General features: G+C 69.3%; 21 protein-coding genes. 10 read left to right on the plus strand and 11 right to left on the minus strand.

Annotated features, from left to right (window positions below):
• Positions 1-219 precede the first annotated feature (219 nt).
• Together NJE57_RS03430 and NJE57_RS03435 are read right to left on the minus strand one after the other, a co-directional pair.
• Complete coding sequence (locus NJE57_RS03430) at positions 220-1,326, minus strand: sterol desaturase family protein (protein ID WP_319026948.1); 1,107 nt, start codon at positions 1,324-1,326, stop codon at positions 220-222.
• A gap of 22 nt (positions 1,327-1,348) precedes the next feature.
• The gene (locus NJE57_RS03435) at positions 1,349-2,893 is read right to left on the minus strand and encodes an MDR family MFS transporter (protein ID WP_319026949.1); all 1,545 of its coding nucleotides are present in this window, start codon (positions 2,891-2,893) and stop codon (positions 1,349-1,351) included.
• A 161-nt stretch (positions 2,894-3,054) separates the two neighbouring features.
• On the opposite strand from NJE57_RS03435, the gene NJE57_RS03440 reads away from it, so the two are divergent.
• From NJE57_RS03440 to NJE57_RS03460, 5 genes are all read left to right on the plus strand, one after another.
• Positions 3,055-3,981, plus strand: coding sequence for an AraC family transcriptional regulator (locus NJE57_RS03440; RefSeq protein ID WP_319026950.1), 927 nt, complete (start codon positions 3,055-3,057; stop codon positions 3,979-3,981).
• 65 nt (positions 3,982-4,046) lie between these two features.
• On the plus strand, positions 4,047-5,081 hold the full coding sequence (locus NJE57_RS03445; RefSeq protein WP_319026951.1) for an iron-siderophore ABC transporter substrate-binding protein: 1,035 nt from the start codon (positions 4,047-4,049) through the stop codon (positions 5,079-5,081).
• A gap of 134 nt (positions 5,082-5,215) precedes the next feature.
• Positions 5,216-6,193 (plus strand): iron ABC transporter permease, encoded by a 978-nt coding sequence (locus NJE57_RS03450; RefSeq protein WP_319027095.1) that lies wholly within the window; start codon positions 5,216-5,218, stop codon positions 6,191-6,193.
• Positions 6,194-6,198: 5 nt separating this feature from the next.
• Positions 6,199-7,257, plus strand: coding sequence for a FecCD family ABC transporter permease (locus NJE57_RS03455; protein WP_413464354.1), 1,059 nt, complete (start codon positions 6,199-6,201; stop codon positions 7,255-7,257).
• The gene (locus NJE57_RS03460; RefSeq protein WP_319026952.1) at positions 7,254-8,120 is read left to right on the plus strand and encodes an ABC transporter ATP-binding protein; all 867 of its coding nucleotides are present in this window, start codon (positions 7,254-7,256) and stop codon (positions 8,118-8,120) included. The genes NJE57_RS03455 and NJE57_RS03460 overlap by 4 nt, the downstream gene beginning before the upstream one ends.
• A gap of 160 nt (positions 8,121-8,280) precedes the next feature.
• Here the strand turns inward: NJE57_RS03460 and NJE57_RS03465 are convergent, their stop codons facing one another.
• Together NJE57_RS03465 and NJE57_RS03470 are read right to left on the minus strand one after the other, a co-directional pair.
• A complete protein-coding gene (locus NJE57_RS03465) occupies positions 8,281-10,269 on the minus strand; it encodes a hypothetical protein (protein ID WP_319026953.1) in 1,989 nt (662 codons plus the stop codon).
• 78 nt (positions 10,270-10,347) lie between these two features.
• On the minus strand, positions 10,348-11,646 hold the full coding sequence (locus tag NJE57_RS03470; protein WP_319026954.1) for a carboxylate--amine ligase: 1,299 nt from the start codon (positions 11,644-11,646) through the stop codon (positions 10,348-10,350).
• A gap of 220 nt (positions 11,647-11,866) precedes the next feature.
• On the opposite strand from NJE57_RS03470, the gene NJE57_RS03475 reads away from it, so the two are divergent.
• Together NJE57_RS03475 and NJE57_RS03480 are read left to right on the plus strand one after the other, a co-directional pair.
• Complete coding sequence (locus NJE57_RS03475) at positions 11,867-12,586, plus strand: CHRD domain-containing protein (RefSeq protein WP_319026955.1); 720 nt, start codon at positions 11,867-11,869, stop codon at positions 12,584-12,586.
• Positions 12,587-12,774: 188 nt separating this feature from the next.
• Positions 12,775-12,906, plus strand: a complete 132-nt coding sequence (locus NJE57_RS03480; RefSeq protein WP_319026956.1) for a hypothetical protein — start codon at positions 12,775-12,777, stop codon at positions 12,904-12,906.
• 189 nt (positions 12,907-13,095) lie between these two features.
• On the opposite strand, the gene NJE57_RS03485 is transcribed toward NJE57_RS03480, so the two are convergent.
• From NJE57_RS03485 to NJE57_RS03500, 4 genes are all read right to left on the minus strand, one after another.
• Positions 13,096-13,440: a hypothetical protein gene (locus NJE57_RS03485; protein WP_319026957.1), complete on the minus strand. Its 345-nt coding sequence runs from the start codon at positions 13,438-13,440 to the stop codon at positions 13,096-13,098.
• Positions 13,441-13,442: 2 nt separating this feature from the next.
• Entirely contained in the window at positions 13,443-13,901 is a 459-nt protein-coding gene (locus tag NJE57_RS03490; protein ID WP_319026958.1) for a prevent-host-death protein, read from the minus strand.
• Between the two features lie 195 nt (positions 13,902-14,096).
• The gene (locus tag NJE57_RS03495) at positions 14,097-15,365 is read right to left on the minus strand and encodes an alpha/beta hydrolase family protein (RefSeq protein ID WP_319026959.1); all 1,269 of its coding nucleotides are present in this window, start codon (positions 15,363-15,365) and stop codon (positions 14,097-14,099) included.
• A gap of 179 nt (positions 15,366-15,544) precedes the next feature.
• Complete coding sequence (locus tag NJE57_RS03500; protein ID WP_319026960.1) at positions 15,545-16,120, minus strand: hypothetical protein; 576 nt, start codon at positions 16,118-16,120, stop codon at positions 15,545-15,547.
• A gap of 256 nt (positions 16,121-16,376) precedes the next feature.
• Between NJE57_RS03500 and NJE57_RS03505 the strand changes: the two genes are divergently transcribed.
• Complete coding sequence (locus NJE57_RS03505) at positions 16,377-19,406, plus strand: AMP-binding protein (protein ID WP_319026961.1); 3,030 nt, start codon at positions 16,377-16,379, stop codon at positions 19,404-19,406.
• On the opposite strand, the gene NJE57_RS03510 is transcribed toward NJE57_RS03505, so the two are convergent.
• Positions 19,387-20,754, minus strand: a complete 1,368-nt coding sequence (locus NJE57_RS03510; RefSeq protein ID WP_319026962.1) for a cytochrome P450 — start codon at positions 20,752-20,754, stop codon at positions 19,387-19,389. The genes NJE57_RS03505 and NJE57_RS03510 overlap by 20 nt on opposite strands.
• Positions 20,755-20,908: 154 nt before the next feature.
• Between NJE57_RS03510 and NJE57_RS03515 the strand changes: the two genes are divergently transcribed.
• The gene (locus NJE57_RS03515; protein ID WP_319026963.1) at positions 20,909-21,190 is read left to right on the plus strand and encodes a hypothetical protein; all 282 of its coding nucleotides are present in this window, start codon (positions 20,909-20,911) and stop codon (positions 21,188-21,190) included.
• 50 nt (positions 21,191-21,240) lie between these two features.
• Here the strand turns inward: NJE57_RS03515 and NJE57_RS03520 are convergent, their stop codons facing one another.
• On the minus strand, positions 21,241-22,437 hold the full coding sequence (locus NJE57_RS03520; protein ID WP_319026964.1) for a class I SAM-dependent methyltransferase: 1,197 nt from the start codon (positions 22,435-22,437) through the stop codon (positions 21,241-21,243).
• A gap of 160 nt (positions 22,438-22,597) precedes the next feature.
• Positions 22,598-22,870, minus strand: a complete 273-nt coding sequence (locus NJE57_RS03525) for a type II toxin-antitoxin system RelE/ParE family toxin (RefSeq protein ID WP_319026965.1) — start codon at positions 22,868-22,870, stop codon at positions 22,598-22,600.
• 190 nt (positions 22,871-23,060) lie between these two features.
• Between NJE57_RS03525 and helR the strand changes: the two genes are divergently transcribed.
• Positions 23,061-25,304 carry an RNA polymerase recycling motor ATPase HelR gene (gene helR / locus NJE57_RS03530; protein ID WP_319026966.1) on the plus strand — a complete coding sequence of 748 codons (2,244 nt, stop codon included), beginning with the start codon at positions 23,061-23,063 and terminating at the stop codon, positions 25,302-25,304.
• Positions 25,305-25,428: the final 124 nt, after the last annotated feature.

Genomic DNA, 25,428 nt, shown 5'->3' on the forward strand with positions numbered 1-25,428 from the left:
GACGGACTCTCGGACGGACGACGCGCTAAGCGTTCAGCGACACGCGCCGTCAGGCGCGGCGGTCGCGAACAGCAAGCGAGTACGCCACAGCGAACCCGCAAATCAAGCTACCCATGCGCGAGAACATACCAGTACCTTTAATCCTCGGGGGCCGGCTGCCCCGGCTCCGTGACCTGCACCGCCCTGAACGGTGCGTGCAGGGCACCCCAGGTCAGCGGCCTACGCGCGCCTCGCCCCAGCCCACCCCGGCCCGCGCACCAGGTACCCGAGCCGGTCACCCCAGGAGCGCGCCCGGAACACGTCGCGGGCGATCGAGACCCACTCGTGCGTGGCGATCCGCACCGGGTTGAAGGTGTCGATGTTGGTGGTCAGCCCGTAAACCACGTTCTCCCCCTCCGGCTCGTGGGTGCCGAACAGGCGGTCCCACACGATGAGGATGCTGCCGTGGTTGCGGTCCAGGTACCGGCGGTTGCTGCCGTGGTGCACGCGATGGTGGGACGGCGAGTTGAACACCTTCTCCAACGGACCGATGGAGCGGATGACGGCGGTGTGGATCCAGAACTGGTAGATCAGGTTGATCGCCCGCGCGTCCTGCACGAGCGCGGGCCGCACACCCAGGAGCGACAGCAGCCCGTAGGGCACGTAGATCGTCAGCGCCTCGGCCACCGGTTGGCGCAGGGCCGTGGAGAGGTTGTAGCGCTCGCTGGAGTGGTGCACGACGTGCATCGCCCACAGCCAGCGACTCTCGTGGTCGAAGCGGTGGTTCCAGTAGTAGATGAAGTCCCAGCCCAGGATCGCCGTCGCGTACGCCAGCGGCCCCGTGCCCAGGTCCAGCGGGGTGAGCCGGAACAGCTTCTTGCCGGCCGTCTCCGCACTCCACAACGTGGAGACCGTCACCACGGCCGAGGCGACCGCCGTGACCGCCGAACCCCCGGTGATGCGCTGCAGTGCGGGCGGCACCTGCGTTGCCCCGGCGTCGGGGGCAGCGGGATGTGGCGACGGCAACGCTCCCGCCTCGAGCAGGCCGGTGGTGCGGGTGCGCCGGACCACGTCACCGGCGGTCGCGACGGCCGCAGCCACCAGTGACACACCCATCAGCGCCTTGGCGTACCGGCCTGCGCGCGGCGTGACGGGCGCGAGCAGGGTGTCCGCCACGTACGGGGCCACCAGACTGCCCACGCCCATCGACAGGCTGGCCATGGTGTCGGCGAACTCGTAGTCGCCGGCCCGCTCCCCCTGCGCCGGGTTGCGGGACTGCCATGTGTACTCCGCCACCATCGCCGCGACGAAGCCCGGGATGGCCAGAACCGTCAGATCAACCTTCACACCCCTGAGGATATGACGCGGGTCACTCCGAGACGTGGGCGGGAGCCCCGGCCGGGGCCTGATCCGCCGTCGTGTCCTCGGCCATCGCAGCCGTCGCCGGGCCCTCGGTCTGGGCGGTGTTGCGGACGAACCACGCGCCGACCACGGTGATCAGCGAGATGACCGCGCCCACCAGCAGCGCGTTGTGGACGCCGTTCATCTGCGCGGCGATGTCGCCCTCACCGGACTCCGCTCCGGCCACGATCCCCAGCGTCATCACGGTGATGAACAGCGCGGTACCCGCGGCCGCGGCGACCTGCTGCAGCGTGTTGAGCAGTGCCGAGCCGTGCGAGTAGAGGTGCGGCGGGAGGGACCCCAGCGCCGAGGTGAGCAGCGGCGAGAACAGCAGGGCCAGCCCCACGCTGAGGACCATGTGCCAGGCCACCACGATGACCAGCGAGGACTCGGCGGAGAAGAAGGTGTACATCCCCCACAGACCCGCGGCGGCCAGGACGGAGCCGGGGATGATCAGCGGGCGCGGGCCGATGCGGTCGAACATCCGGCCCACGAACCAGCCGAGGACGCCCATCAGCAGGCCGCCGGGCAGCAGCGCCAGGCCGGACTCGAGGGTCGTGGTGCCCAGGACCTGCTGCATGTACAGCGGCAGCAGGATCAACGTGCCGAACAGCGCCATCATGGACAGCAGCATCAGCGTCAGGCTGACGGTGAAGGTGCGGAAGGTGAAGGCCCGCACGTCGAGCAGGGCCAGATCCTTGAGCGAGAGCTGACGCCACACGAACACCGTCAGCGCGACCACACCCACCGACACGGGCACCCACGGGGACACCAGGGCGTTGTCGTTGGCGGCCTCGCCGAAGGAGCTGAGGCCGAAGATCAGGCCCGCGAAGCCGATCGCCGACAGGATGCCGGAGAGGATGTCGAGCGGGATCGGGCGGGTGGCGGTGACGTTGCGGATCAGCGTGGCGCCGGCGACCAGGGTCAGCAACCCGATCGGCAGGACCAGCCAGAACATCCAGCGCCAGCTCATCACGTCCAGTACCAGTCCCCCGACGGTGGGGCCGATGGCCGGGGCCACGGCGATCACGATGGAGATCACGCCCATCGTGCGTCCGCGGCGGTCGGCGGGGACGACGTTGAGCACGGTGGTCATGAGCAGCGGGATCATGATCGCGGTGCCCACGGCCTGCACCACGCGGCCGGCGACCAGGATCGGGAACACCGGGGCCAGCGAGGCCAGCAGGGTGCCGAGGGTGAACGTGGTCATGGCGATGATGAACACGGTCCGCAGCGGCAGCCGCACCAGCATCCAGCCGGTGAACGGGATGACCACGGCCATGGTGAGCATGAACGCCGTGGTGAGCCACTGCGCGGTGGCGGCGGTGACGGCGAACTCCCCCATCAGCTCGGGAATCGCGACCGACATGATGGTCTCGTTGAGGATCACCACGAACGCGGCGGCCACGAGCAGCGCGATCAGGCGCTTGGTGGCGGCGGGCAGCGGCGGGGAGCCCAGCGCGGGGTCGCGCTGGGCGGGGGGAGTTGCAGCGGAGGATGACTCAGTCGTCACGGAAATCCTTAGAGATTACGAATTGATGCAAAGGTGGGAACCCGGCGGGGCCCGGGGCGCGCACGGGAACCTTCGCACTGTACTGCACGACGCTCGGCAGGCTTTGCTGATGTGACCACCGTTACGCGGGGCGGGACGGGCGGTAGTGCGACAATCAGCGCATGACCGGAACCAGCTCCTCACGCCGCGGCGGGATCGATACGCGCACGCTGCCGGTGTACGAGGCGGGCGCCGCGGTGATGCCGTTCGTGATCACCGGCATGGACGAGCTGGTGAGCCGCGACACCGAGTGGGAGCCGCACTCGCACCCCACCCACGAACTGCTGTGGAACCGGTCGGGGGCCTCCACCGCGAGCATCGGCTCGCGCACCTGGACCATCACGCCGTCCGTCGGGTTGTGGATCCCCGCGGGCGTGCTCCACTCGGCCACGGCTCCGGCGGGGACCTGGTACCGGACCGCGCACGTCGACGTCCGCACCACCTCGACGGTGCCGGCCGAGCCCGTGGCGGTGGAGGTGACCCCGCTGCTGACCCTGCTACTGGAGCGGCTCGTGGACCACACGCTGCACTCCCGGTCGCGTGAGCTGACGGAGCAGATGGTGTTCGACCTGCTGGAGCCCTCCCCTCTCGCACTGCTGGTGCACAAACCCACGAGCGAGCTCCTGCGTCCGATCGTGGCCGCACTCGAGTCCCGCCCCGGCGACGACCGTTCCCTCACCGACTGGGCGGCGCGGCTCGGCGTGAGCGAGCGGACCGTGACCCGGGCGTTCCGGGCGGAGACGGGACTGAGCTTCGGGGCCTGGCAGGCGGCCCTGCGCGCGCAGCACGCGGCGCTGCTGCTGGGCGGGGAGATGGCGGTCGACGAGGTCGCGGCGCGGGTCGGGTACAGCTCCGCCAGCGCGTTCGGCGCCGCGTTCCGGCGGACCACCGGGCTAACCCCGGACAGTTCCGCGCCGCCGGGGGGCCCGCGACCGGCGCAGACGATGCCCCGGCGACCGCGACCGGCACGCCCTCGGTGTCCGGATTGCTACACCACGCGTCCTGATCAAGCGATTGCGCCGCTGACCGGGCGCGTCGTAACGTCTTAGGGGAGCCTCACCTAATGGTGGGCGCTGTCCTGTTCCTGCTTCTCGAGAGTGAGAGAGCCGCCCCTATGCGTTCTCGCGGTGTTGTCCCATTTCTGATCGCCACCACGGCGGCCCTGGTGTTGTCGGCCTGCGGGTCGTCGGCCGACTCCGACTCCTCCGGCGGCGCGGCCGCCTCGGGAGGCTCCGGGGAGTTCCCCGTGGTGATCGAGCACGCGCTCGGCACTACCACCATCGAGGAGGCGCCCGAGCGGGTGGCCACCGTGGCGTGGGCCAACCACGAGGTGCCGCTCGCCCTGGGGGTCGTCCCGGTGGGCATGGCCGCGGCGACCTTCGGGGACGACGACGACAACGGCATGCTCCCCTGGGTGGAGGAGCGACTCGAGGAGCTCGACGCGGAGCCCCCCGTGCTGTTCGACGAGACCGACGGGATCGACTTCGAGGCCGTGGCCGACACCGACCCGGACGTCATCCTGGCCGCCTACTCGGGGCTGACGCAGGAGGACTACGACACCCTCACCGAGATCGCCCCCGTGGTGGCCTACCCGGACCAGCCGTGGGCCACCTCGTGGCGTGACTCGATCCGCTTCAATTCGATGGGCCTGGGGCTCGAGGCCGAGGGAGAGGAGATGATCACCGAGCTCGAGGGCGAGATCTCCGACGCCGTGGCCGAGCACCCGCAGCTCGAGGGCACCAAGACCATGTTCATGACCCACGTCGACCCCACCGACCTGAGCACGGTGAACTTCTACACCGCCGCCGACACCCGGGCCGCGTTCTTCGAGGACCTGGGCCTGGACACCCCGCAGGCCGTGGAGGACGCCTCGGCCAGCGGCGAGTTCTCCGGCAGCGTCAGCGCCGAGCAGCTGGACATGTTCGACGACGTCGAGCTGATCGTGACCTACGGCGACCAGAGCCTGGTCGACACCCTGCGCTCCGATCCGCTGCTGTCGCAGATGCCGGCCGTGGAGAACGACGCGATCGTCTTCCTCGACGGCAGCGGCCCCATGGGCACCGCCGCCAACCCCACGCCGCTGGCCATCTCGTGGGTGCTCGACGACTACGTGGCGCAGCTGGCGGAGGCCGTCGGCAACGGCGAGTGAACGAGCCGCACAAGCGCGGCCGAGTGACCGAGCCGCTCAAGGACACGCGAGTGAGCTCGGAAACCGCCACCCCAGACGCGCCGGGCGTCGCCACGTCTGCTGTCAGGACGGTGCGGCACCCGGCGCGGGTCCGCGTGGGCTGGCTTCTGGTGACGATCGCGGTCCTCGTCGTCGTCGTCATATTGTCGGTGACCATCGGCTCCCGTGTGGTCTCGCTCGACGAGATCACGGCCGCGCTCGGCGGCTCCACCGACGGCCTCGGTGAGGCCTCGGTGGCCAAGCGGATCTCCCGCACCATTCTCGCGCTGCTCGTGGGCGCGGCCCTGGGCCTGGCCGGGGCGGTGATGCAGGGCGTAACCCGCAACCCGCTCGCCGACCCCAGCATCCTGGGCGTGACCATGGGCGCCTCGCTGGCCGTGGTGGTGGGCATCGCGTGGTTCGGTCTGTGGAGCTACACCGGCTACATCTGGACCGCGATCGTCGGCGCCGGGATCGCCGCGGTGTTCGTCTACACCGTCGGATCCCTCGGACGCGGCGGTGCGACCCCGCTCAAACTCGTGCTCGCCGGCGCCGCCACCTCGGCGGCCGCGTCGTCGTTCATCAGCGCCGTGGTGCTGCCGCGCGGGGACATCGCCGGGGGCGTGCGCTCGTGGCAGATCGGCGGCGTCGGCGGGGCCAGCGCGGAAGCCATCGAGACGGTGCTGCCGTTCCTCGCGGTGGGCGCCGCGATCTGCTTCCTCGCCGCCCGGCCGCTCAACTCGCTCGCCCTGGGCGACGACCTGGCCGCCGGGCTGGGTGAGCGCGTGATCCTCACCCGGGCCGTGGCCTCGCTCGGCGCGGTGATGCTCTGCGGCGCCGCCACCGCCGTCACCGGGCCCATCGCCTTCGTCGGCCTCATCGTCCCCCACGCCTGCCGGCTGCTCGTGGGCGTGGACCACCGCTGGCTGCTGCCGTTCTCCGCGCTCACCGGCGGCATCCTCATCACCGCCTCCGACGTGCTCGGACGAGTAGTGGCCCGGCCCGCGGAGATCGACGTGGGCATCATCACCGCGCTCGTGGGCGCGCCGTTCTTCATCGCGATCGTGCGCCGCCAGAAGGTCAGGGAACTGTGAGCATCGTGACGCAGAGCGCGCTGACCCAGGCCCGCCCGTCGGCCGTCGAGGTGGTCACCCGCGGCCGCCGCAGCCGGGGTCGTCGGCGCCTGATCGTCATGTGCGCGCTCGCCCTGGTGGCGGCCGCGCTGTGTGCCGCGAGCCTCATGGTGGGCAAGACGTTCTACTCCCCCGCCGAGGTGATGGGCGTGATCCTGGGCCGGGACGTGGCCGGCGCCTCGTTCACCGTCGGCCGGCTGCGGCTGCCCCGCGCGGTGCTCGCGGTGCTCACCGGCGTCTGCTTCGGCATCGGCGGCGTGACCTTCCAGACCATGCTGCGCAACCCGCTGGCCTCCCCCGACATCATCGGCATCAGCTCGGGTGCCAGCGCGGCGGCGGCGTTCGCGATCATCGTCCTGGGTCTGGGTGGCACCCAGGTGTCGGTGTTCGCGATCGTGATGGGGATCGCCGTGGCACTGGCGATCTATCTGCTGGCCTACCGCGGCGGCGTGGTGGGCACGCGTCTGGTGCTGATCGGCATCGGCATGGCCGCCACCCTGGACGCGGCCACCAGCTACATCCTCAAGACCGCGCCCCAGTGGGAGCTGCAGGAGGCCATGCGCTGGATCACCGGCAGCCTCAACGGCGCCTCCTGGGAGCACGTGCAACCGGTGCTCGTGGCGTGCCTGGTGTTCGCCCCCGTGCTGCTGCTCAAGTCGCGTGACCTGTCGATGCTGCGGCTGGGCGACGACACCGCCTCCGCGCTCGGGGTGCGCACCGAGCTCACCCGGATCGTGCTGATCGTGGCCGCCGTGGGGTTGATCGCCTTTGCCACCGCGGCCGCCGGACCCATCGCCTTTGTGGCGTTCCTGTCCGGGCCCATCGCCGCCCGACTGGTGGGGCCCTACGGTTCGCCACTCCTACCGGCCGCGCTGGTGGGCGTGGTGCTGGTGCTGGGCGCGGACCTGGTGGGCCAGTACGCCTTCGGCTCCCGCTACCCCGTCGGCGTGATCACCGGCGCACTCGGCGCCCCGTACCTGATCTACCTCATCGCCCGCAGCAACCGCACCGGAGGCTCACTGTGACCGCCGACCACACCCTCCACGCCACCGGCCTGGACCTGGGCTACCGCGACCGCACGGTGATCCACGACCTGGAACTGCAGGTACCGCCGGGCCGGATCACCGCGATCGTCGGCGCCAACGCGTGCGGCAAGTCCACGCTGCTCCGGTCCATGTCCCGGCTCCTGCGGCCCCGCGGCGGGCAGGTGCTGCTGGACGGCGAGCAGGTGCACCACATCCCCGCCAAGAAGCTGGCTCGCACCCTGGGGCTGCTCCCCCAGTCGCCGCTCGCGCCGGAGGGGATCACCGTCTCCGACCTCGTGGGCCGCGGGCGCAACCCGCACCAGGGGATGCTCTCGAGGTGGGCCCGCGCCGACGACGAGGCCGTGGCCTCCGCGCTCGAGGCCACCGGAACCCTCGAGCTGGCGGACCGGGCCGTGGACGAGCTCTCCGGCGGGCAGCGCCAGCGCGTGTGGATAGCCATGGCCCTGGCCCAGCAGACCGACCTGCTGCTGTTGGACGAGCCCACGACGTTCCTGGACGTGGCGCACCAGGTGGAGGTGCTGGACCTGCTGGTGGACCTCAACCGTGACCGCGGCACGACCATCGTCATGGTGCTGCACGACCTCAACCTGGCCGCCCGCTACGCCGACCACCTGGTGGCCCTGGCCGACGGGCGCGTGCACTGCGCCGGGGCTCCGCAGGAGGTGTTCACCCCCGAGATGGTCCGCGCGGTGTTCGGGATCGACTCCGTGGTGATCCCCGATCCCACCTCCGGCCGGCCGCTCATGCTGCCGCTGGGGCGGCACGGGGTGAGGGCCGACGCGGTGAGCACGGACGCGGTGAGGACGGACGGCGCGATGACTGGCCGGTCCGCGACGCCGTAGGGGCCGGCCCCCTCTGGCTTGCGCGGCCTTTCTGCCCGCGTCCACCCGACTTATGCGCCTGGAATGGACCATTCCCGCAGCACGAGACGCCAGGGCCCGCGAGCCACTGGTGCGGCACGAGCTGGGCGCCCACGTCGGAGGGAGGGCGTGGGCGCCCGACTCAGATCTCCGGCAGCCGATCCGCGCCCCAGCTCGAGTGGATGTACTCGGTAGCCCGGGCGATCTCCTCCGCCGCCACCGATCCGGTCTCGCCGGGCTCGAGGGCGTCGAAGTGGAAGATGTACAGCCGCGAGGCGAACTGCTCGAACGGCAGCGAGGATTCGCCGAACCGCTCGCCGCTGCCGGCGGTGCTCACCACCACGCCGTCGCCCCAGTCCTGGCCGCTGTCGTTGTTGGGGTTGAAGAAGTACACGCGCATGACCTCGTCCGGGTCCAGCGCGACCCGCAGGATCGTGATGGCGTGCCAGCCCACGAACTTCGCGGAGCTGTTGGTCACCGCCACGCCGGCGGGCTGCGGGTGGATCAGCGGCTGATTGCCGTTGTGGTACGGGTGGTAGCTGCCGTAGAAGTGGCGCAGAAAGTCCTCGAGCCCGGTCAGCCTGCCGGACTCCACGTCCACGTTGATGCGGAAGCCCCGGGCCGCCCACCAGCCGTGGAACTCCGGGTTGACCCAGCGGTGCGGGTCGCCTTCACGATCGGCGCACTGCCTGCCCATCTCGGCGTAGATGCGGTCCAGGTGCGGCACCACGAGCAGGGACACCGGGTCCAGGTCCACGGGCTGGGTCCCCGCCAGTCCCGCGTCGAGGCCGCGGGAGGAGATGGGGCGGCCCTCGAAGTGCATGACCACCTCGTCGTCCCGCGCCGCCCAGGCGATGGTCTGCAAGAGGTAGTCGGGGTCGTTGTAGGCCCACATCGACAGTGCTCGTGCGGACTGGCAGGTGGGGTTGTCCCCCTGCCCCACGCCCAGGGGTTGTCCGAGCATCGACAGGGTCCCGGACAGCAGCCAGACGCGGCCGTCGTGCTCCGGGCCGAAGGCCAGTGCGAGGCGCTCGAGGGAGTTCTCCGACAGCGGCAGGCCCAGCAGTCGCCACAGCGCGGGTGCGACCGGCGGCTGGAACAGGATCCCGCGCTCGAGCAGCAGTGCCAGTCCGTAGACGGACTGGGCCGTCTCGGGGTGCACGGCCGCGTCGATGAGGGCGTCGACCAGACCGTGGAAGCACAACAGGCTCTCGCGTCCGGTGCTCGACAGTCCGAGCGCCTCGCTGAGAAGGAAGCTCCCCTTCTCACGGAGGAACCGCAGCAGGACGGGGTGGTACGCCGAGACGAGGCCCGTGTCGTGCATCGACCGCGCGAACCCGGCGGCCTCGTACTGCAGGGCGCCCTCGTCCATCGCCTCGAGGCGGGAGCGGTAGACGTCGACCCCGGGGTCCTCCCGGCTCGCCTCGGTGGTGCCGAAGATGCTGCTGATCAGACGGTCGACACCGAAGCCGCCGCTGGTCATCTCCACGTCCGGGTCCTGGCGTGCGACGGCGACCTGCGTGATCGTCTTCTTGATGTGATCGACCTGGATCGGGCGTTGCCGCAGGATCCGCCAGATCTCCTCCACCAGCTGGTCTAGGACGCTGTCGAACCCGATCTCCTGCGCGATGTGCGACAGCGCGGTGCGGGTCACCTTGGCCATCCGACCCTGTTGCACCCGCTCGGCTTCGGTGGCGGAGGTGAACAGGAGCGAGGCGTTGGTGGCCAGGACCTCCTTGACGTGCTGGAGCGCGTCCTCCGCGGAGACCTCGGGGTGCACGTATTCGCCCTTGGCCACCGCGACGAGCCGGAGATTGCTGACGATCTCCATCACCACGGTGTCCGAGTCGGGGCTACGCAGCGACCCGGTGCTCAGCGCCGCGACCAGAGAGCTCGGCGCCGCCCAGTCGGTCCCCTCGAACAACCCGGCGGTCTCGAGCTCGCGGGCCATCGACTGCACGGCCCGGGCTCCGCCGTCCTGGATCAGGACCAGGCGCAGGCCGTCGAGGACGCGCCGCAGCCGCGGTGATTTGCCCACGTCTCCGGACTCGCCGAGCGCCTTGGTGGCCTCGACGAGCGAGGCCACCCTCTTGTCCAGTACTCGGTCCGCCCCGGGCTCATCGTGTGCCACTGATGTTCACTCTCCAGATCTCCGGGCGACGTCGCCCGCCCCCGGTACCGTACCCACGTTCTGCGTGCAGATGGCTCGTCACACGTAGAAGTCGAGCTCCTCCTGGCGCGCCAGGAGGGTGCGCATCTCGTAGGCGTCCTCTCCGAAGAAGTAGATCAGACCCCAGTGGGTACCGAACGCGGTGCGCTTGGTGACGGTCTCCTCGACGGGCGCGGTGAGCTCGTGGGACTCGAAGTACTCGTGGTCCTCGGTCTCCTCCGGGACCTCGAGCGTGGAGACCACGCGGCGCCGCGGGTAGACGCCGAAGCAGCCGGCGTGACCGGTGGCGTCGACGACCTCGCGCGGGAAGAACTCGGTGATCTCCTCCTCGGTGGTCTTGGGGTCGAACGCCAGCACCAGGCCCTGGTAGGCGTTGAAGCCGTAGGCCCGCTCCAGCAGCTCGAAGACCTTGAACCCCGGCGGGCGGTAGGCGACCTCGCCGAAGTACATCTCGCCGTCGCTGGTGACGAAGTACTCGGGGTGCACGAACCCGAACTTGATGTCGAAGGTCTTGATGAGCTTCTCGATCTGCCGCGTGATCTCCGGGCGGTAGCGCTCCAGCTCCGGGGAGGCGGGCACGAACACCGAATACCCGAGCGTCACGTACTCGGAGATGTTGAGGAACACGATCTTGCCGTTGTGGATCCATGCCTCGACGGCGAACTCCCAGCCGTCGAGGTGGGACTCCATCAGGACGGGGAACTCCTCGTCCGGGATCGTGTCGACCTCGTCGGGCGTGCGGATGACCCGGTGGCCCAGGCAGCCGGCCTTGTCGAAGGCCTTGAGGTGGATCGGGTCGTTGGGGTCGCCGTCGAGCTTGAGCAGCGTCTGGTTGACCCGCTTGAGGAACCGGATCACGTCGTCGCGCTCGTGGGCCTCCTCGAAGATGCCCACGCGGATCCCACCGAGCTGCGCGCGGCGCTTCATCAGCGCCTTGTCGCGCAGCAGCAACGACTGTCCGTACAGCGTGGGGTTGTCCAGGAGCATGGAGTTGATGGCGCCCGCCCACTCGACGGTCTCCTCGAAAAGCGGGATCGCCACGTCGACGCCCATCTCCTTGAGCGTCTCGGCGATCTCCATGGACCGGTCGTTGAGCCGCTCGAAGTTCCACGGGACAAACGGGATGTTGTGCTGGCGGCAGTAGTCCTCTGCCCAGTCCGGGGCCACCACGACGTAGCGGCGGTCGAACCTGTCCACTGCGTCGACCGCGTTCGGCGCCCAGCCGAGTAGCGCCACATACCCCTTGTCCGGGTTGCGTCGCTTCTCGTTGGCGTCCTGCGTCGCTAGCGAACTCTTGTCCGCGTCCGCGGTGGTGGTTGCTGCGGTGGAAGTCTGCACGCTCAGTTGCCTCCTGGGTTGGGGCGCGGGCTGGTGGGCCACCAACCTACCCAAGAGTCCGGGACATCGTGGCCGGAGGAGCCGACCACACGGACGCTGTGGGGCGATTCTGAGAATCACCCAATCCGATCTTGGATGTGTTGCGAATCACTGCCAGCACCGTCCTCAGCGGTCGGATGGCCGCACGGTGCCCCAGGTCGAAAGGACGCATATGCGCACGATGACCAGACGAACGCTGCCTGTGTTGGCAGCCACTGCACTCTTCAGCTCGCTCGGGGTGGCTCCCGCGATGGCGGGGAGCCTCGGCAGCACGGGAACCGACACCGACACCACCAACCTCACGGCCAACATCACGGAGCTGAACGACTCCGGCGTGGAGAGCACCGCCTGGCTCACGCTGGACGGCAATGAGCTCAGCGTCCGCATCGACAGCTCCGGCCTGCTCGCCGGTGCCCCGCACGCGCAGCACATCCACATCGGTGGGGCCAACCAGTGCCCCGATCCCAACCAGGAGGGCACAGGTTTCGAGGGCGCGATCCGCACAACGGACGCCATCGACTCCTACGGCGGTGTCCAGGTGTCGCTGACCACAGAGGGCGACACCAGCCCGGCCAGCGCGCTCGCGGTCGAGCGGTTCCCGGTCGGCGATGCGGCGTACTCGCGGACCTTCACGGTCACCGACGAGGTGGCGGCCAGCCTCCGCAACGGCGAGGGTTCCGTGGTTCTGCACGGTGTCGACCACAACGGCAGCGGCGAGTACGACGGCGAGCAGGTGTCGGACCTCAATCCGGACCTGCCTTCCGAGGCCACCGATCCCGCCGCGTGTGGCGAGCTGAACATCGACTCGATGGGCAGCCTGTCCATGGGCAGTCTCGGCGGTTCGTTCGGGTCCATGGGCTCAACCGGGTCGACGGGTTCGCTCGGGTCCCTGGGCTCCTGACCCCTCGGGGTTTCTGACGTTCCGAGTCCCCGCACTGGTTGACGCCGGCGCGTCGGGACGCGGCACTCACGGGTGATCGACGGTCGGTGGCGCTGCAACGGCGCCACCGACCCCACCGCCCCTGATTACCCCGTGCCCGATTACCCTGCCCCCCCCATCCGGAGTCCCCGCAGCGGCGGACACCGGGCATGTTCTCGTCACCGCTCTCGCGCCGACCGAACTACCCCCGCGGCACCAGCGTCTGGTGGGACGACTGGGACTGGTCCTGCGCGGCGCCGCAGCCGACGAGGGTGGTCCGGTCCGAGCACGGTGCCGAGTAGGCGCGAGGTGACCAGGTGCCGGCCCCTCGATTGACGACGACGACGAGGTCGCAAGCCGCGTGAACCTCGACAATGGATCGGCGTTCATCACGAGCATGTTCGGAGCGCGGACCCGCCGACGACGATCCCGGGGACGTTGCGGTCAGTCGCCCGGATTCTGTCTGGAAGAACCGACCTTCCGAATCGGTCCTACTTCGTCTCGTTCGGGTGGCTGGAATGCACCTGCTCCAGGAAAACGGTGCGCTCGTGGACGCAAAACCATATGCGAGCAGTTCCTTTGACGGTCGGCTTGTGCTGCCAGCGCTCGTGAGTCGCTCCTCCTCTAACGATCGTGCCGAGTTCGCCCTTGAGCCGATAGTTCGTCGGCGTCGTGTGCAGGGGTGTTCGCGTCAGGAAGTCCCAGGTCTCCGTCATCGAGTTCCGGATCGTCGCTACGAGGTCTCGCCATCCCTTCTCGGCAGTGGCGAAACGGATGTCGTACTCGATCTTCTTCGGAGGACGTGGGACCAACTCACCCTTCCTGGCAGCTGCCACGATTACGGACGCTTCACGGTGTCGTCCACGTCGAGCCACTCAAGGTCGGCGCTGCCGAGCCCTGCAGCGACAGCAGTGGCCGTTTCCTTCCAGGAGGTCAGTTCAGCGAGCGCCAGGTGGGGCTGGTCAGTAGCGAACGAGGCGCGCGCGGCATCCACGAGATCCTGTGCACAGTCCTTCCGGTCCGCGGGCGACAACGCGTGCATCCACGGGAATGCTCTGGTCATGCGCTCAGCGAGCGAACCGTCGCTGTCGAGCGTGACGGTGATGAGCTGCGCCGCGAGGTTCAGCAGCCGAGAACGTCCCTCGGCCTCGCGCTGCGACATCAGCACCAGCGCCTCGCCGTCGCGTCGAGTCACCGTGACGGGGTGGTCCTCCGCCTCGGCGAAGACCTCGGCGGAGTGCTTGCTCAGGTCCGAGGAGCGACGAGTCGCCAGGGGGAGGTGGGATGCGATGGACATGGATGCATCGTATTCGGAACGTGTTCGGAAGTTCGCCCCAGCAGCCACAACAAGCCTTGGTCGATCCGCTCCTGCTCCGACCTCACGCGTTAACCGAAGTGGTCGGAGACTTCGGGATGGGTACAGCACGGCGATTCGGATCGCCACGAGGGCTCGATCGAGCGAGCGAAATCGCGAGCGCGGGAGAGCCTCGGACTACCTGCCGATCACCGTGTCCAGCCAGTCGAATGCGCGCTGAGAAAACAGCGCTGCCGCCCCCGCTTCGTCGTGTTCACCGGCACCCTCTGCGTTGGTGAACTCGATCATCGTCTTGGGCGCGGTGAGGGCGTCGAAGAGACTCTGCGCGTCGACGATGCGCGGGTCGTTCTGGCCGATGGTCAGCAGCACGGGACAGTCGATGCGGTCCGCGAGGCCATCCAGTGTGTACAGCTTCAATTCGCGCAGGTAGTCGACCGGGGTCGCGCATCCGTGCGTGAGCATCCCTCGCCCCACGGAGAAGTCCAGTCCCGGCGACTGCTGCATCCCGGCGCGGACCACCGTGTTGAGCAGCTCATCGGCATCCCCGGTGTCCAGGTCGCCGCGGTACTCCTCCGGAAGGAGCAGCGAGGCATTGGCTCCCGGAGCGTACTGCGGGGCGTCGGCGATCACGGCGACGAGGCGGTGCTCTGCTGTGGCGGCGCGGGGCGCGAGATGGCCGCCCCAACTGCGGCCCAGTGCCGCTATCCGGGAGGCATCGACCTCGGGACGGGCGACCAGCCAGTCGACCTGAGCGGTGACGACCACCTCCCAGTCGTGTCGGAAGTGCAGGTCGCGTTCGACCAGCGCCGCGCCCTGGCCCGGGCCGTCCATCATGAGAACGGCGTAGCCGCGCCGCGCCGCCGCGACGCCGCCGGCGACGTACGTCTCCTCCATCGTGCCGTCGTATCCGCCGACCAGGATGAGGGTGGGGAACGGCCCCGGGCCGGGTGGGGTCGCGAAGTAGCCGTCGAGTTCGGTTCCGTCGTACGGGACCGTGACCTCCCGGAAGGGATGATCCATCAACTCGATCGCTCGGCGGAAGGCGTCCCGTTGCCGCGCGTGCGCCGTGACGAAACGCGGATCCATCGGAGGGGCGTACATGAAGACCCCGGAGATACGGAAGTAGGTGGCCGCGCGGAGGAAGCCCTCACGCGCGCTCACTCGGTGACCGGTGGCGAGACTCTTCTCCGCGTCCGCGAGAATCCGTTCGCCGAGCGCGTTCCACTCGGCATACCAGGCGTTTCTATCGCCGTCGGGGATTCTGCGGGCGGTGATGAACGCCTCGCCGACGTCGGCTCCGCCCGTCGCTATGGTGTCCAGCACGCGGAGGAACTGGCCGTCGAACCCACCGTCCGAGAAGGCCAGGCCGGTGAGAGTGGGCTCGCCGGTGCTTCCATTTCCGTCCACGGCGCTGGTTGGCGCACTCGATTCAGTGTTCGTGGCCATGTCCACACCTCGTCATCCGTGGTGGTCATCCCTGGTCGACGTCGCCACAACCACCGTCACTCAGTGTAAGGACAACGTCAGTAACTCTAGGTCGCATTTCGGGACGAGATCCTTGATGACGACGACGAGGTCACGTCCCACACGGCGTGGACGACCACTCGGCGTTCGTCTCGAGTTCGTCACTCTCTCGAGAGCACGTCTCCGCTGATCACGATCGTGAACTCCCGGTCTTCGGTGAGCACGTTCAAGAATCCGGGCTCGATGCTCAGGACATACCCGGCCACAGTGCCGTTGGTCGTCTCGATCACCTCGTGCGGGACCCAGGGCGTCTGCCCGAGGGCAGCGAGGAGCAGGAGACCGACCCCCGCCACCCAGCCGACCCGCGCCATGGCGACAGCCAACGCGTGCCTCAGCGGACGCTGCGGAGGCAGGCGTCGGATCACCGCGATCACCGCGAACACTGCCGCTGCCCCGGCGGGGAGCCACCAGATGCCGAAGCTCGATGTGAGAGCCACCGACACGACCACTCCCAGTACGGACAGGAGCAGGACCACCGTCCGGTGCTCACGCGGGCCCCACAGGTACCCGGCGATCAGTAGCGGGAGAACACCGATCAACAGGACCGCGGTGAGGGTGTGCTCGGCGATGAGTGAGCCGAAGACTAGGGCGAACGAGTCGTTGAGCCCGAGGGTGGTGCTGACGAGGAACGCCGTGGACCAGTCGTAACCGGATACCGCGAATATCCGCAGGGTCACAAAGGCCACACCCCATGTCGCGCCGTGCGCGGCAGCACCGGCGAACCGAGTCGGGCGAGTTCCACGATCCTGCTCTGAGTCCCCGCGCCGTTCGGCGGCGGTTCCATTCGGGGCAGCGTCCATGCGGTGAAACTACTATCAGCGCGGCCAACAGCAGGGTGACACGGTGCCGGCTCCCCGGGATCAGCCGAGACCCTCCGCTCATTCCTGAACTGCCTACACCGGACCGATGACGCGCCCTAGTCTCACAACCACCATGACCCCTCGCCCCGACACCCTCGCCGCCGCGCTCACCACCGCCACGTCATTCGTCGTCAACGCGATCGAAGTCCTGCGTTTCGGCGGCCTACAGACCGACGAAGAGCCCTCGCCGTTCGAGATCGTCACCCGTCGCCCGATGTATCGGCTGCGTCGCTACTACGGACCGGTGGCGGGGGGCGCCGGGCACAGACGCGTCGGCGTTGATGTGGACGAGGTTGATGTGGATGAGGGGCCGCGCCCGCCGATCGTGCTCGTGCCGCCCATGATGATCTCCGCGGACATCTGGGACGTCTCCCCGTCGACGAGCGCGGTGGCCGCACTGCACGAGGCCGGCATGGATCCGTGGGTGATCGACTTCGGGTCCCCTGACATTGAGGACGGTGGGCTCGAACGCACCCTCACCGACCACGTCGTCGCGGTGAGCGAAGTCATCGATCTCGTCGCCGCCGCCACGGGTCGTTCAGTGCATCTCGGCGGGTACAGCCAGGGCGGCATGTTCTGCTACCAGGCCGCGGCATACCGGCGCTCGCGCGACCTCGAGAGCGTCGTGACGTTCGGCTCCCCCGTCGACTGGCGCGGTAGTACCCCGCTCGGCGTACCCGAGGACGTGATCGTGAACGTCGCCCGCTTCGTTGCCGACTACGTCTTCAGCGACCACTCACTCCCCGGGTGGTTGGCCTCAACCGGGTTCCGTCTGCTCGACCCGATCAAGACCGCCCGCTCGCAGGTGGGTTTCCTGCGCCAACTACACGATCGAGAGGCGCTGATCGGACACGAGCGACAGCGCCGCTTTCTCGGCGGTGAGGGATTCGTCGCATGGTCCGGACCGGCGATCGTCGACATGATGCAGCAGGTGATCATCCAGAATCGAATGATGGTCGGCGGCTTCGTCGTCGGAGATCACGTCGTCTCACTGGCCGATATCACCTGCCCCGTCCTCGCCGTGCTCGGGGAAGTCGACGAGATCGGCGTACCGGCAGGCGTCCGCAAGATCGCGGCCGTCGCCCCCTCCGCCGAGGTCTACGAGTTCCCGGTCCGCGCCGGGCACTTCGGACTCGTCGTCGGCTCGACCGCTTCCTCGCTGACGTGGCCCGCCGTCGCCGACTGGATCGGGTGGATCGAAGGCACCGGAGACCGCCCGAAGGGCATCGCCGAAGTCGGCCCCGACTCCGCTGGCGACCCGTCCCCGACCACGGCGGTGATGCTCGCGGCGGGAGGGGCGACGCAGGTCGCCGGGGTCGGAGTCGGCATGGTGCGCGGTGCCGGTCACCTCGCCGTGGGCGCACTGCAGACGACGCGGGCCCTGGGATACGAGGCGCTGCACGCCGCGCCGCGCCTGTTGCGGCTGGGGCAGATCCAGACCGGAACACGCATCTCGTTCGCCAAGATCATGGCCGAGCGTGCGCGGACGCAGCCTGGTGACGCGTGCTTCCTGTTCGCCGACCGCGTCCATACATACTCGGCCGTCGACGCCCGGATCACGAACGTGGTGAGGGGACTCATCGAGGTCGGAGTGCGCCAGGGCGACCACATCGGCGTACTCATGGAGACCCGGCCCTCGGCGCTGGTCGCGATCGCCGCGCTGTCGCGTCTCGGCGCCGTGGCCGTGCTGCTGCCTCCGTCCCAAGAGCTGTCCGAGCTGCTGCAGCTCAGCTCTGTGTCCGAGGTCGTCGTCGACCCGGAGCACGCCACCAGGGTCACCGACGCCGGGGCGCGGGCGCTCGTCCTCGGCGGCGGCGGCGCGGACCGCGACCTACCCGGAGACCTCGGCGAGGGGGTCGTCGACCTCGAGCGCATCGACCCCGATGCGGTCGAGCTACCCCGCTGGTACCGACCGGACCCCGGCCGCGCCGGCGACCTCGCCTTTGTCGTCTTCACTCGCACCACGGGCTCATGGCAGACCAAGCTCGTGACCAACCACCGGTGGGCGCTCTCCGCGTTCGGCACCGCCAGCGCCGCGCGTCTGACCGCCGCGTCGACCGTCTACTGCCTCAGTCCACTCCATCACCCGTCCGGTCTGCTCACCGCCGTCGGCGGGGCCGTGGCCGGTGGGTCCCGGATCGCGCTGTCACGCGGTTTCGACCCGGCGACCTTCGACGAGGAGATCCGCCGCTACGGGGTGACGGTCGTGTCCTACACGTGGGCGATGATGCGTGAGCTGGTCCGCCAGCCGGTGCATCCGCGCGACACCCTCCCGACGATCACCCTCTTCATGGGATCGGGCATGCCCCGCGGGGTGTGGCGACGGGTCCTGGACCGCTACCCGGGGACTCGGGTCCTCGAGTTCTACGCCGGCACCGAGGTCGATGTCGTTCTTGCCAATCTCTCGACAGCCAAGCACGGCGCTCGTGGCCGTCCGCTGCCCGGCACCGCCGAGGTTCGGCTCGTCGAGGTCGACCCCGACTCCGGCTCAATCGTGACCGGCCCCGGCGGCTACGCCGTGCCGAGCGAGGTCGGCGCTCCCGGGGTTCTTCTCGCCCGGCCCCGCCTCCGGGTAGACGCCTCCGTTCGCCAGCTTCGCGGGGTGTTCCGGCGGGGCGACACGTGGGTGTCCACCGACGACGTGTTCGAGCGTGACCGGGACGGCGACTTCTGGCTGCTCGGCCCGGCGAGCACGGTGGTCCGCACGTCACACGGCCCGGTGTTTCCGATCCAGGTCGCCGACGCGCTCGGGGATCTGCCCGAGGTCGATATCGCCGTGGTCTACGGCGTGCCCGCTGCCACGGGTCTGGTCGCCGTCGCCGCTGTGAGCAAGTGGGGCTCCAGGGCGATCACCGCGGCCGACGTCGGTGGCGCACTCGTCTCGGTCCCCTCCGCCGGACGACCGGACATCGTCCACGTTGTCGACACCATCCCGGTGACGAATTGGTACAGGCCGGACGCCACCGGACTTGCCGCCCGGGGCCTACCGAAGGCCGGCCCGCGAACCTGGATCCGTGATCCCGGATCAGGCGAGTACGTACGGCTGACCAAGGCCGTGCGGGACGGGCTGGTCCCGTCGACCGTCACCGACGCCGGACGGTGATCCGCCCTCCTCGGTGAGGCGCGAACGCGACGCCGCGGGAGTGCCATTTCTCGTCGCGCTCGGCCGTCGGGACGATCTCGTACATGCTCAGCAGGGTGCGCAGCACGACATCCATCTCCATCGTCGCGAACGCCGCACCGATGCATCGCCGGGTTCCGCCGCCGAAGGGCAGCCATGCCGGCGGTGGCGTGGTGTCGAGGAAGCGGGTCGGGTCGAAGCGCTCGGGCTCGGCAAAGTGCACGCTGTCGTCGTGCAACAGCGAGATCGCGACCATCACGTTGTACCCGCGCGGGATCCGCCACGGACCCAGGTCGAGGTGCGGAACCTGCACGTTGCGTCCGGCGAGGTCGATGACCGGCCGGCTGCGCTGGACCTCCAGGATCGTCGCGTGCCTGTACTCGGTCCCCCCGGCGTCGACCTCGGCGACCAACTCCTCCAGCACCGCGGGGTTCCGGCTGAGCCGCTCGAGGGCCCAGGCGAGCGTCGTCGCGGTGGTCTCGTGTCCCGCCACGAGAAGCGCGGTGAGCTCGTCGCGGATCTCCTCGTCAGTCATGGACGAGCCGTCGTCGTAGGTGCTCTGCAGCATCATCGCCAGGATGTCGTCGCGCTCGTCGAGTCGGTCGTCGCGGCGGCCCCGGGCGATGAGTGCGTTGATCGCGTCGTCGTACACCTTCTTGTAGCGGGCGAACCGAGCGCGCGGGCCCAACGACCCCACACCCACCGCCCCCACGCGCACCGGCAGTTCCGGGGTGATGACCACCGCCGAGCCGGCCTCCACCATCGGCGGGATGACGCGGCGCAGCGTGACGAGCTCGTCGTCCCGGGCGCCGAACACCGTCCGGATGATGATGTCCAGCGTGATGCGGGTCATCGACGGCATGGAGGGGAACGGCCGGCCGACGACCCACGAGTCGAGTTCGCGCCGGGTCTCCTCCTCGACCACTGCCTCGTAACCCTTGATGCGTCTGCCGTGCAGAGGTGGGGTGAGCAGCTTGCGGCGCCGGCGGTGGTCGGTGCCCTCGAGCGCGAACATGGACTGCTCCCCCAGGACCCGACCCAGATTGGGGTCGACGTTGGTCAGCGACTGCTGCGGGGCGGTGAACAGCTCTCTGGCCAGCGCGGGGTCGGCGATCATCACCGCGCGCCCGTAGATGGGTAGGTGCACGGTGACGGCGTTGCCGTATCGGGCCTGCAGGCGCTGGAGCACTCTGCGCCGGGCGAAGCCGAAGCCCACGCCCTGGATCGACCTGGGCAAAGGGGGCCCGGGCGGGAGCAGCGGTCCGCGGTCGTCGTCGGTCGAACTTCCTCCGGACGCGGCGGGAGCCGACCTGTTCGTCATGCTGTCCATGGCATCGCATCCTCGGCCTCGGGTGGAGTGCGGGGCGTCGCCCAGCCTACGTGCCGCACATGCGGTGGTGGCGCGGAAAGTACGACGACGAGGGCCTCTCCTGCCGCCTGGCACCGCACCCAATCCGCGACGACCCTGGCGTCGAATCCCCGTTATGCACTCCGCTTCGCAGTCACCTCAGCCCGCCGACTTCCACGTCGCGGCGGACGGTGCGGACGTGGAAGGGCTCTTCGCCGACTCCCGGGACGCCGCCGCCGAGCACGATTCACCAGAGCCAGCCGAGTCCGAGCGCGGGGACTTCCTCGGCGCCATGCGCGCATCCTGGGACGACTGGGTGCCCGTGGCCACCACGGGCTGGGGCGCGGTGGTGCTCATCGCCCCGTTGCTCGCGGTGCATGCCCTCGTCTGGGCATTCGGCGGGCGCCGGCCCCGCTAAGTGCTCCGCCCTGACAAGGTGCGCCGGCTCCACTAGGTGCTCCGGATCCGCTAGGTGCTCAGCCTCGCCCCCACCCGCCACAGGATGGTGCGCTCTTTCGACCGAGCCGCGTGCAGCGGATCAGCACTGTCTGCGGCGCGGGAATGGCGTGGCGTGGTCTCGTATGTCCCGACCACGGTCAACCCGGCCGCGTCGATACGGCCGAGCAGCTCATCGCGGGTGCGCAGTCCCAGGTGTTCGGCGAGGTCGGACAGGATCAGCCATCCTTCGCCCTGCGGCGTCAGGTGATCGGCGAGCCCGCTGAGGAAGCGATTCAGCACGTCAGAGTCCGGGTCGTAGATCCCCTGCTCCAGCGCCGAGGTCGGACGCCCGGGAATCCATGGCGGATTGCACACCACCACATCGGCCCGCCCGGAGTCGCCCGCTTCGTCGTCGTCATAGGGCCACAGGTCGGCCTGTACCACCGCAACGCGGTCCGCCAGTCCCAGCCGATTCACGTTGTCCAGGGCGCATTGCACGGCGCGCGGGTTGATGTCGGTCGCCACCACTTCCCGGGCCCCGCGCTGGGCCAGGACGGCCGCGAGCACTCCCGTCCCGGTGCCGATGTCCCACACGACGGGATGGTCGACGCCCTGCGGCCAGGCGGCGTCGGCGACCAGGTCGATGTATTCGTCGCGGGTGGGAGCGAAGACGCCGTGGGCGGGATGGATCCGAGCCCCCAGGGCCGCGACCTCGATGCCTGTGCGGTGCCATTCGTAGGCGCTGATCACGCCGAGGAGCTCGGGCAGCGAGACGAGAGTCTCCTCGCCGATGGACTCGCTCGACTCGTCGGCGGGCTGGTCGACCGGCTGCCCGTAGGCGTGCGCGCAGGCCTCACGCGCGTCGGGCGCTCGGCGCAGGCTGACCGAGTAATCGGGCTGCAGGGGGATCAGGATCTTGCCCAAGATCGCCGCACGCTGGGCGCGTGCTCTTCGGATGGCGACGAAGACTTCGCCGGGGTCGGTGGACTGCGGCGCCCGAGACGCCCGCTTCTCGAGGCGACGGTCGAGGGCGCGCATGAGCTGCCGTGCGTTCTGGAAATCCCCCCGCCACAGCAGGCTTGAGCCTCTCTGGGCGATTCGGAGAGCCTTGTCCGCGGAGATGTCGTCGGTGATCACGACGATTCCAGTCGGCGCCGGTGCGGCGTTCTCGGAGCGCCACCCGGCGGTGCGGTCTACGCCGCTCTCACGCCAGCTGACGGTGTTCACGGGCGGTCCGGGTGCGGCATACGGGAAGTCACGGGAGTCCTTCAGACGGTCGCGCACTCGGCCCGAGGGTGAGGGGTGACCGCGCGAGAGCAAGTGACCCGTGAATCGGGCCGAGCCCAGTGTCTCAGCCCTGCCCCAAACGGTCACGGCCAGTCGATCTCTATCGGTAGAGCTCACGCCGATGCGCAACATCAACGACGAGGACTGTCACGCGTTGATTCTCGATCGAGAAAATGATCCGGTAGTCGCCCACGCGGTACCTCCAGAGGTGTTGGTCGCCGCGAAGCGCCTTTCCGAGATACCTGGGGTCCTCGCACCCATGTATTCGCTCATCGAGGATTGCCCTGATTCCCTGCTGCGCAGTCTTGTCCTGACGACCGAGCGTGGTGATGACCTTCTGGACGTGCGGCGTGACCTCGACCAGATACGCCACCTCAGGACCAGTCCACCTGGCCCAATGGGATGGCGGAGTCGTCTGACTGCCGGAATTCCTCCAGACGGTGCTGGGCCAGGTACCAGTCCGGTGACGCGAGCCAGATGCTGGTGAGAGCCCCTCCCACTCTCAAGTTATAGCTGGTAGGGGGCCTTGCGGCAAGACCCCGGTGGGGGCGCACACTATCGCGATGCTCCCTGATGCCACCAGCGTTTTCGCTCTCCCCGACCACCGCGCGGCCAAGGCCGATCCGGCCCTGATCGCCGCCGACGAACGGCACTTCGCCGCCGTATCCCACGCCCTCGAGCAGAAGGTCGCCGACCTGACTGCCCGCCTCGGCGCCCGCCGCCGCGACCCCGCCGGCCGGGGCGCGCAGACCATCGAGCGTGACGCCGACATCCGGCGCCTCGCCGCCGAGCTCGCCACCCTGCGCCGCTTCGGGCTGGACGTGTGTATTGGCCACTACGTCACCACCGACCCCGACCCCGACTCCGACGGTGCCGAGGCCGAGTCGGTATACGTGGGCCGCATCGGACTCACCGACACCACCGGCACTCCCCTACTGGTGGACTGGCGCACCCCGGCCGCCGAGCCGTTCTTCGCCGCCACGCTCGCCGATCCGAGGGGCCTGACGTACCGCCGTCGGTACCGGTGGTCGGGCGGGCGCATCGTCGACTATTGGGACGAGGTACTTGATGACGACGACGAGGTGACCTCGCACAGAGCCCTGGACGATCAATCGGCATTCATCACGAGCCTGGCCGGGGCACGGACCGGCCACATGCGGGATGTGCTCTCCACGATCCAGGCCGATCAGGACGCGATCATCCGTGCGGACGACTCGGGCGCGCTCGTGGTGGACGGCGGGCCTGGCACCGGCAAGACGGTGGTGGCTCTGCATCGAGCGGCGTACCTGCTGCATGCGCAGTCCCGCTCCGGCCAGCGGCGCGGCAACCTGCTGCTGGTCGGCCCGCACCGGCCGTACCTCGACTATGTGGCTGATGTCCTGCCCGCGCTCGGTGAGCACAGCGTGCAGACCGCGACGGTGGCTGATCTCGCCGGCACCGTCGCGCGCCGGGCTCCGAACGCGCCTGCCGATGGCCTGCCCGAGGAACCCGACCCCGAGGTGGAGCGGCTGAAATCCGAACTGCGCATGGTCGAGGCGATCGAAACCGCCGTCCGCTTCTACGAGCAGCCGCCCCAGAAATCGATGCTGGTGCAGACCGACTGGCTGGATCTGCGTCTCACGCCCGCCGACTGGGCCGAGGCGTTCGCCTCACCAGAGAACGGCACACCCCACAACGAGGCTCACACCCAGATCCGCGAGACGCTGGTCGAGATCCTGGTCGACAAGTCCGGCGGAGACCTGCCCGTAGTGGCCCTCCGGGCAGAGTTGGCCGCGAACCCAGAACTGCACCGCGCGTTGTACCGGTCGTGGCCGATGGTCGCGGAAGGCGATCTGGTCGGCGACCTGTGGACGGTCCCCGCGTACCTGCGTTTGTGCGCACCGTGGCTCACGTCCGATGAGGTCCGACTCCTCCAGCGAGAGGACCCACAGGCCTGGACCCGCGCAGACCTTCCCCTGCTGGACGCGGCCCGGTACCGGCTGGGTGACGCCGACCGGGCGCGCAGGGCCCAGCGCCGGCGGGTCGAGCGGGCCGCGGAACTGGAGCGACGTCGCTCGGTGATCGACGAGGTGATCGCCGCCGACGACGACCCCGAGGGTGTTGCCCCCATGCTCCGACACCGTGACCTTCAGGAGGCGCTGCTCGATTCTCCGACCGTCGACGACGGATCAGCTGACCGTTCCCCTCTCGCGGGACCATACGGCCACGTCATCGTGGACGAGGCGCAGGAGCTCACGGATGCCGAGTGGCAGATGATCCTGCGCCGCTGCCCGTCCGGCAGCCTGACGGTGGTCGGCGACCGCGCGCAATCGCGCCGCGACTTCGACGAATCCTGGCCCGAGCGACTCGCGAGGATCGGGCTCTCCCCCGCCCGCATCACCACGGTGCACCTGAGCATCAACTACCGCACCCCGGCCGAGATCATGGACGCAGCCGCCCCGGTGATCAGATCGGTCCGCCCGGACGCGAACGTGCCGGAGTCGGTGCGCAGCACCGGAGTGCCGGTCGAGTACGGCCGCGTCGAGGACCTTCACCGTGTGGTCGACGGCTGGCTCGCGGCGCACCCCGAGGGCGTGGCCTGCGTGATCGGAGCCCCCGCCTTCGCCGGTTCCGACCGCGTCCGATCGTTGTCCCCCGCCCAGGCCAAGGGGCTCGAGTTCGACCTGGTGGTGCTGGTCGCTCCCGAGTCCCTCGGCACGGGTGTGACCGGAGCGGTCGACCGCTACGTCGCGATGACCCGCGCGACTCAGCACTTGGTAGTGCTCGACCAGTTCGAAATGCCGGATCGGTCGCAGGACGCCGCATGACGGAGCTAACATTGCTCAACCACCTCATATGAGTGGTATCTCACCTGTGAGCTTCGTCGGCTTCTCGCAGTAAGGCACAAGATGCGCTCTCGAATCGCCTCGATACTTGCAGCAGCCGCTCTTC

The organism is Dietzia sp. PP-33, from assembly GCF_033790845.1.
GTDB lineage: Bacteria > Actinomycetota > Actinomycetes > Mycobacteriales > Mycobacteriaceae > Dietzia.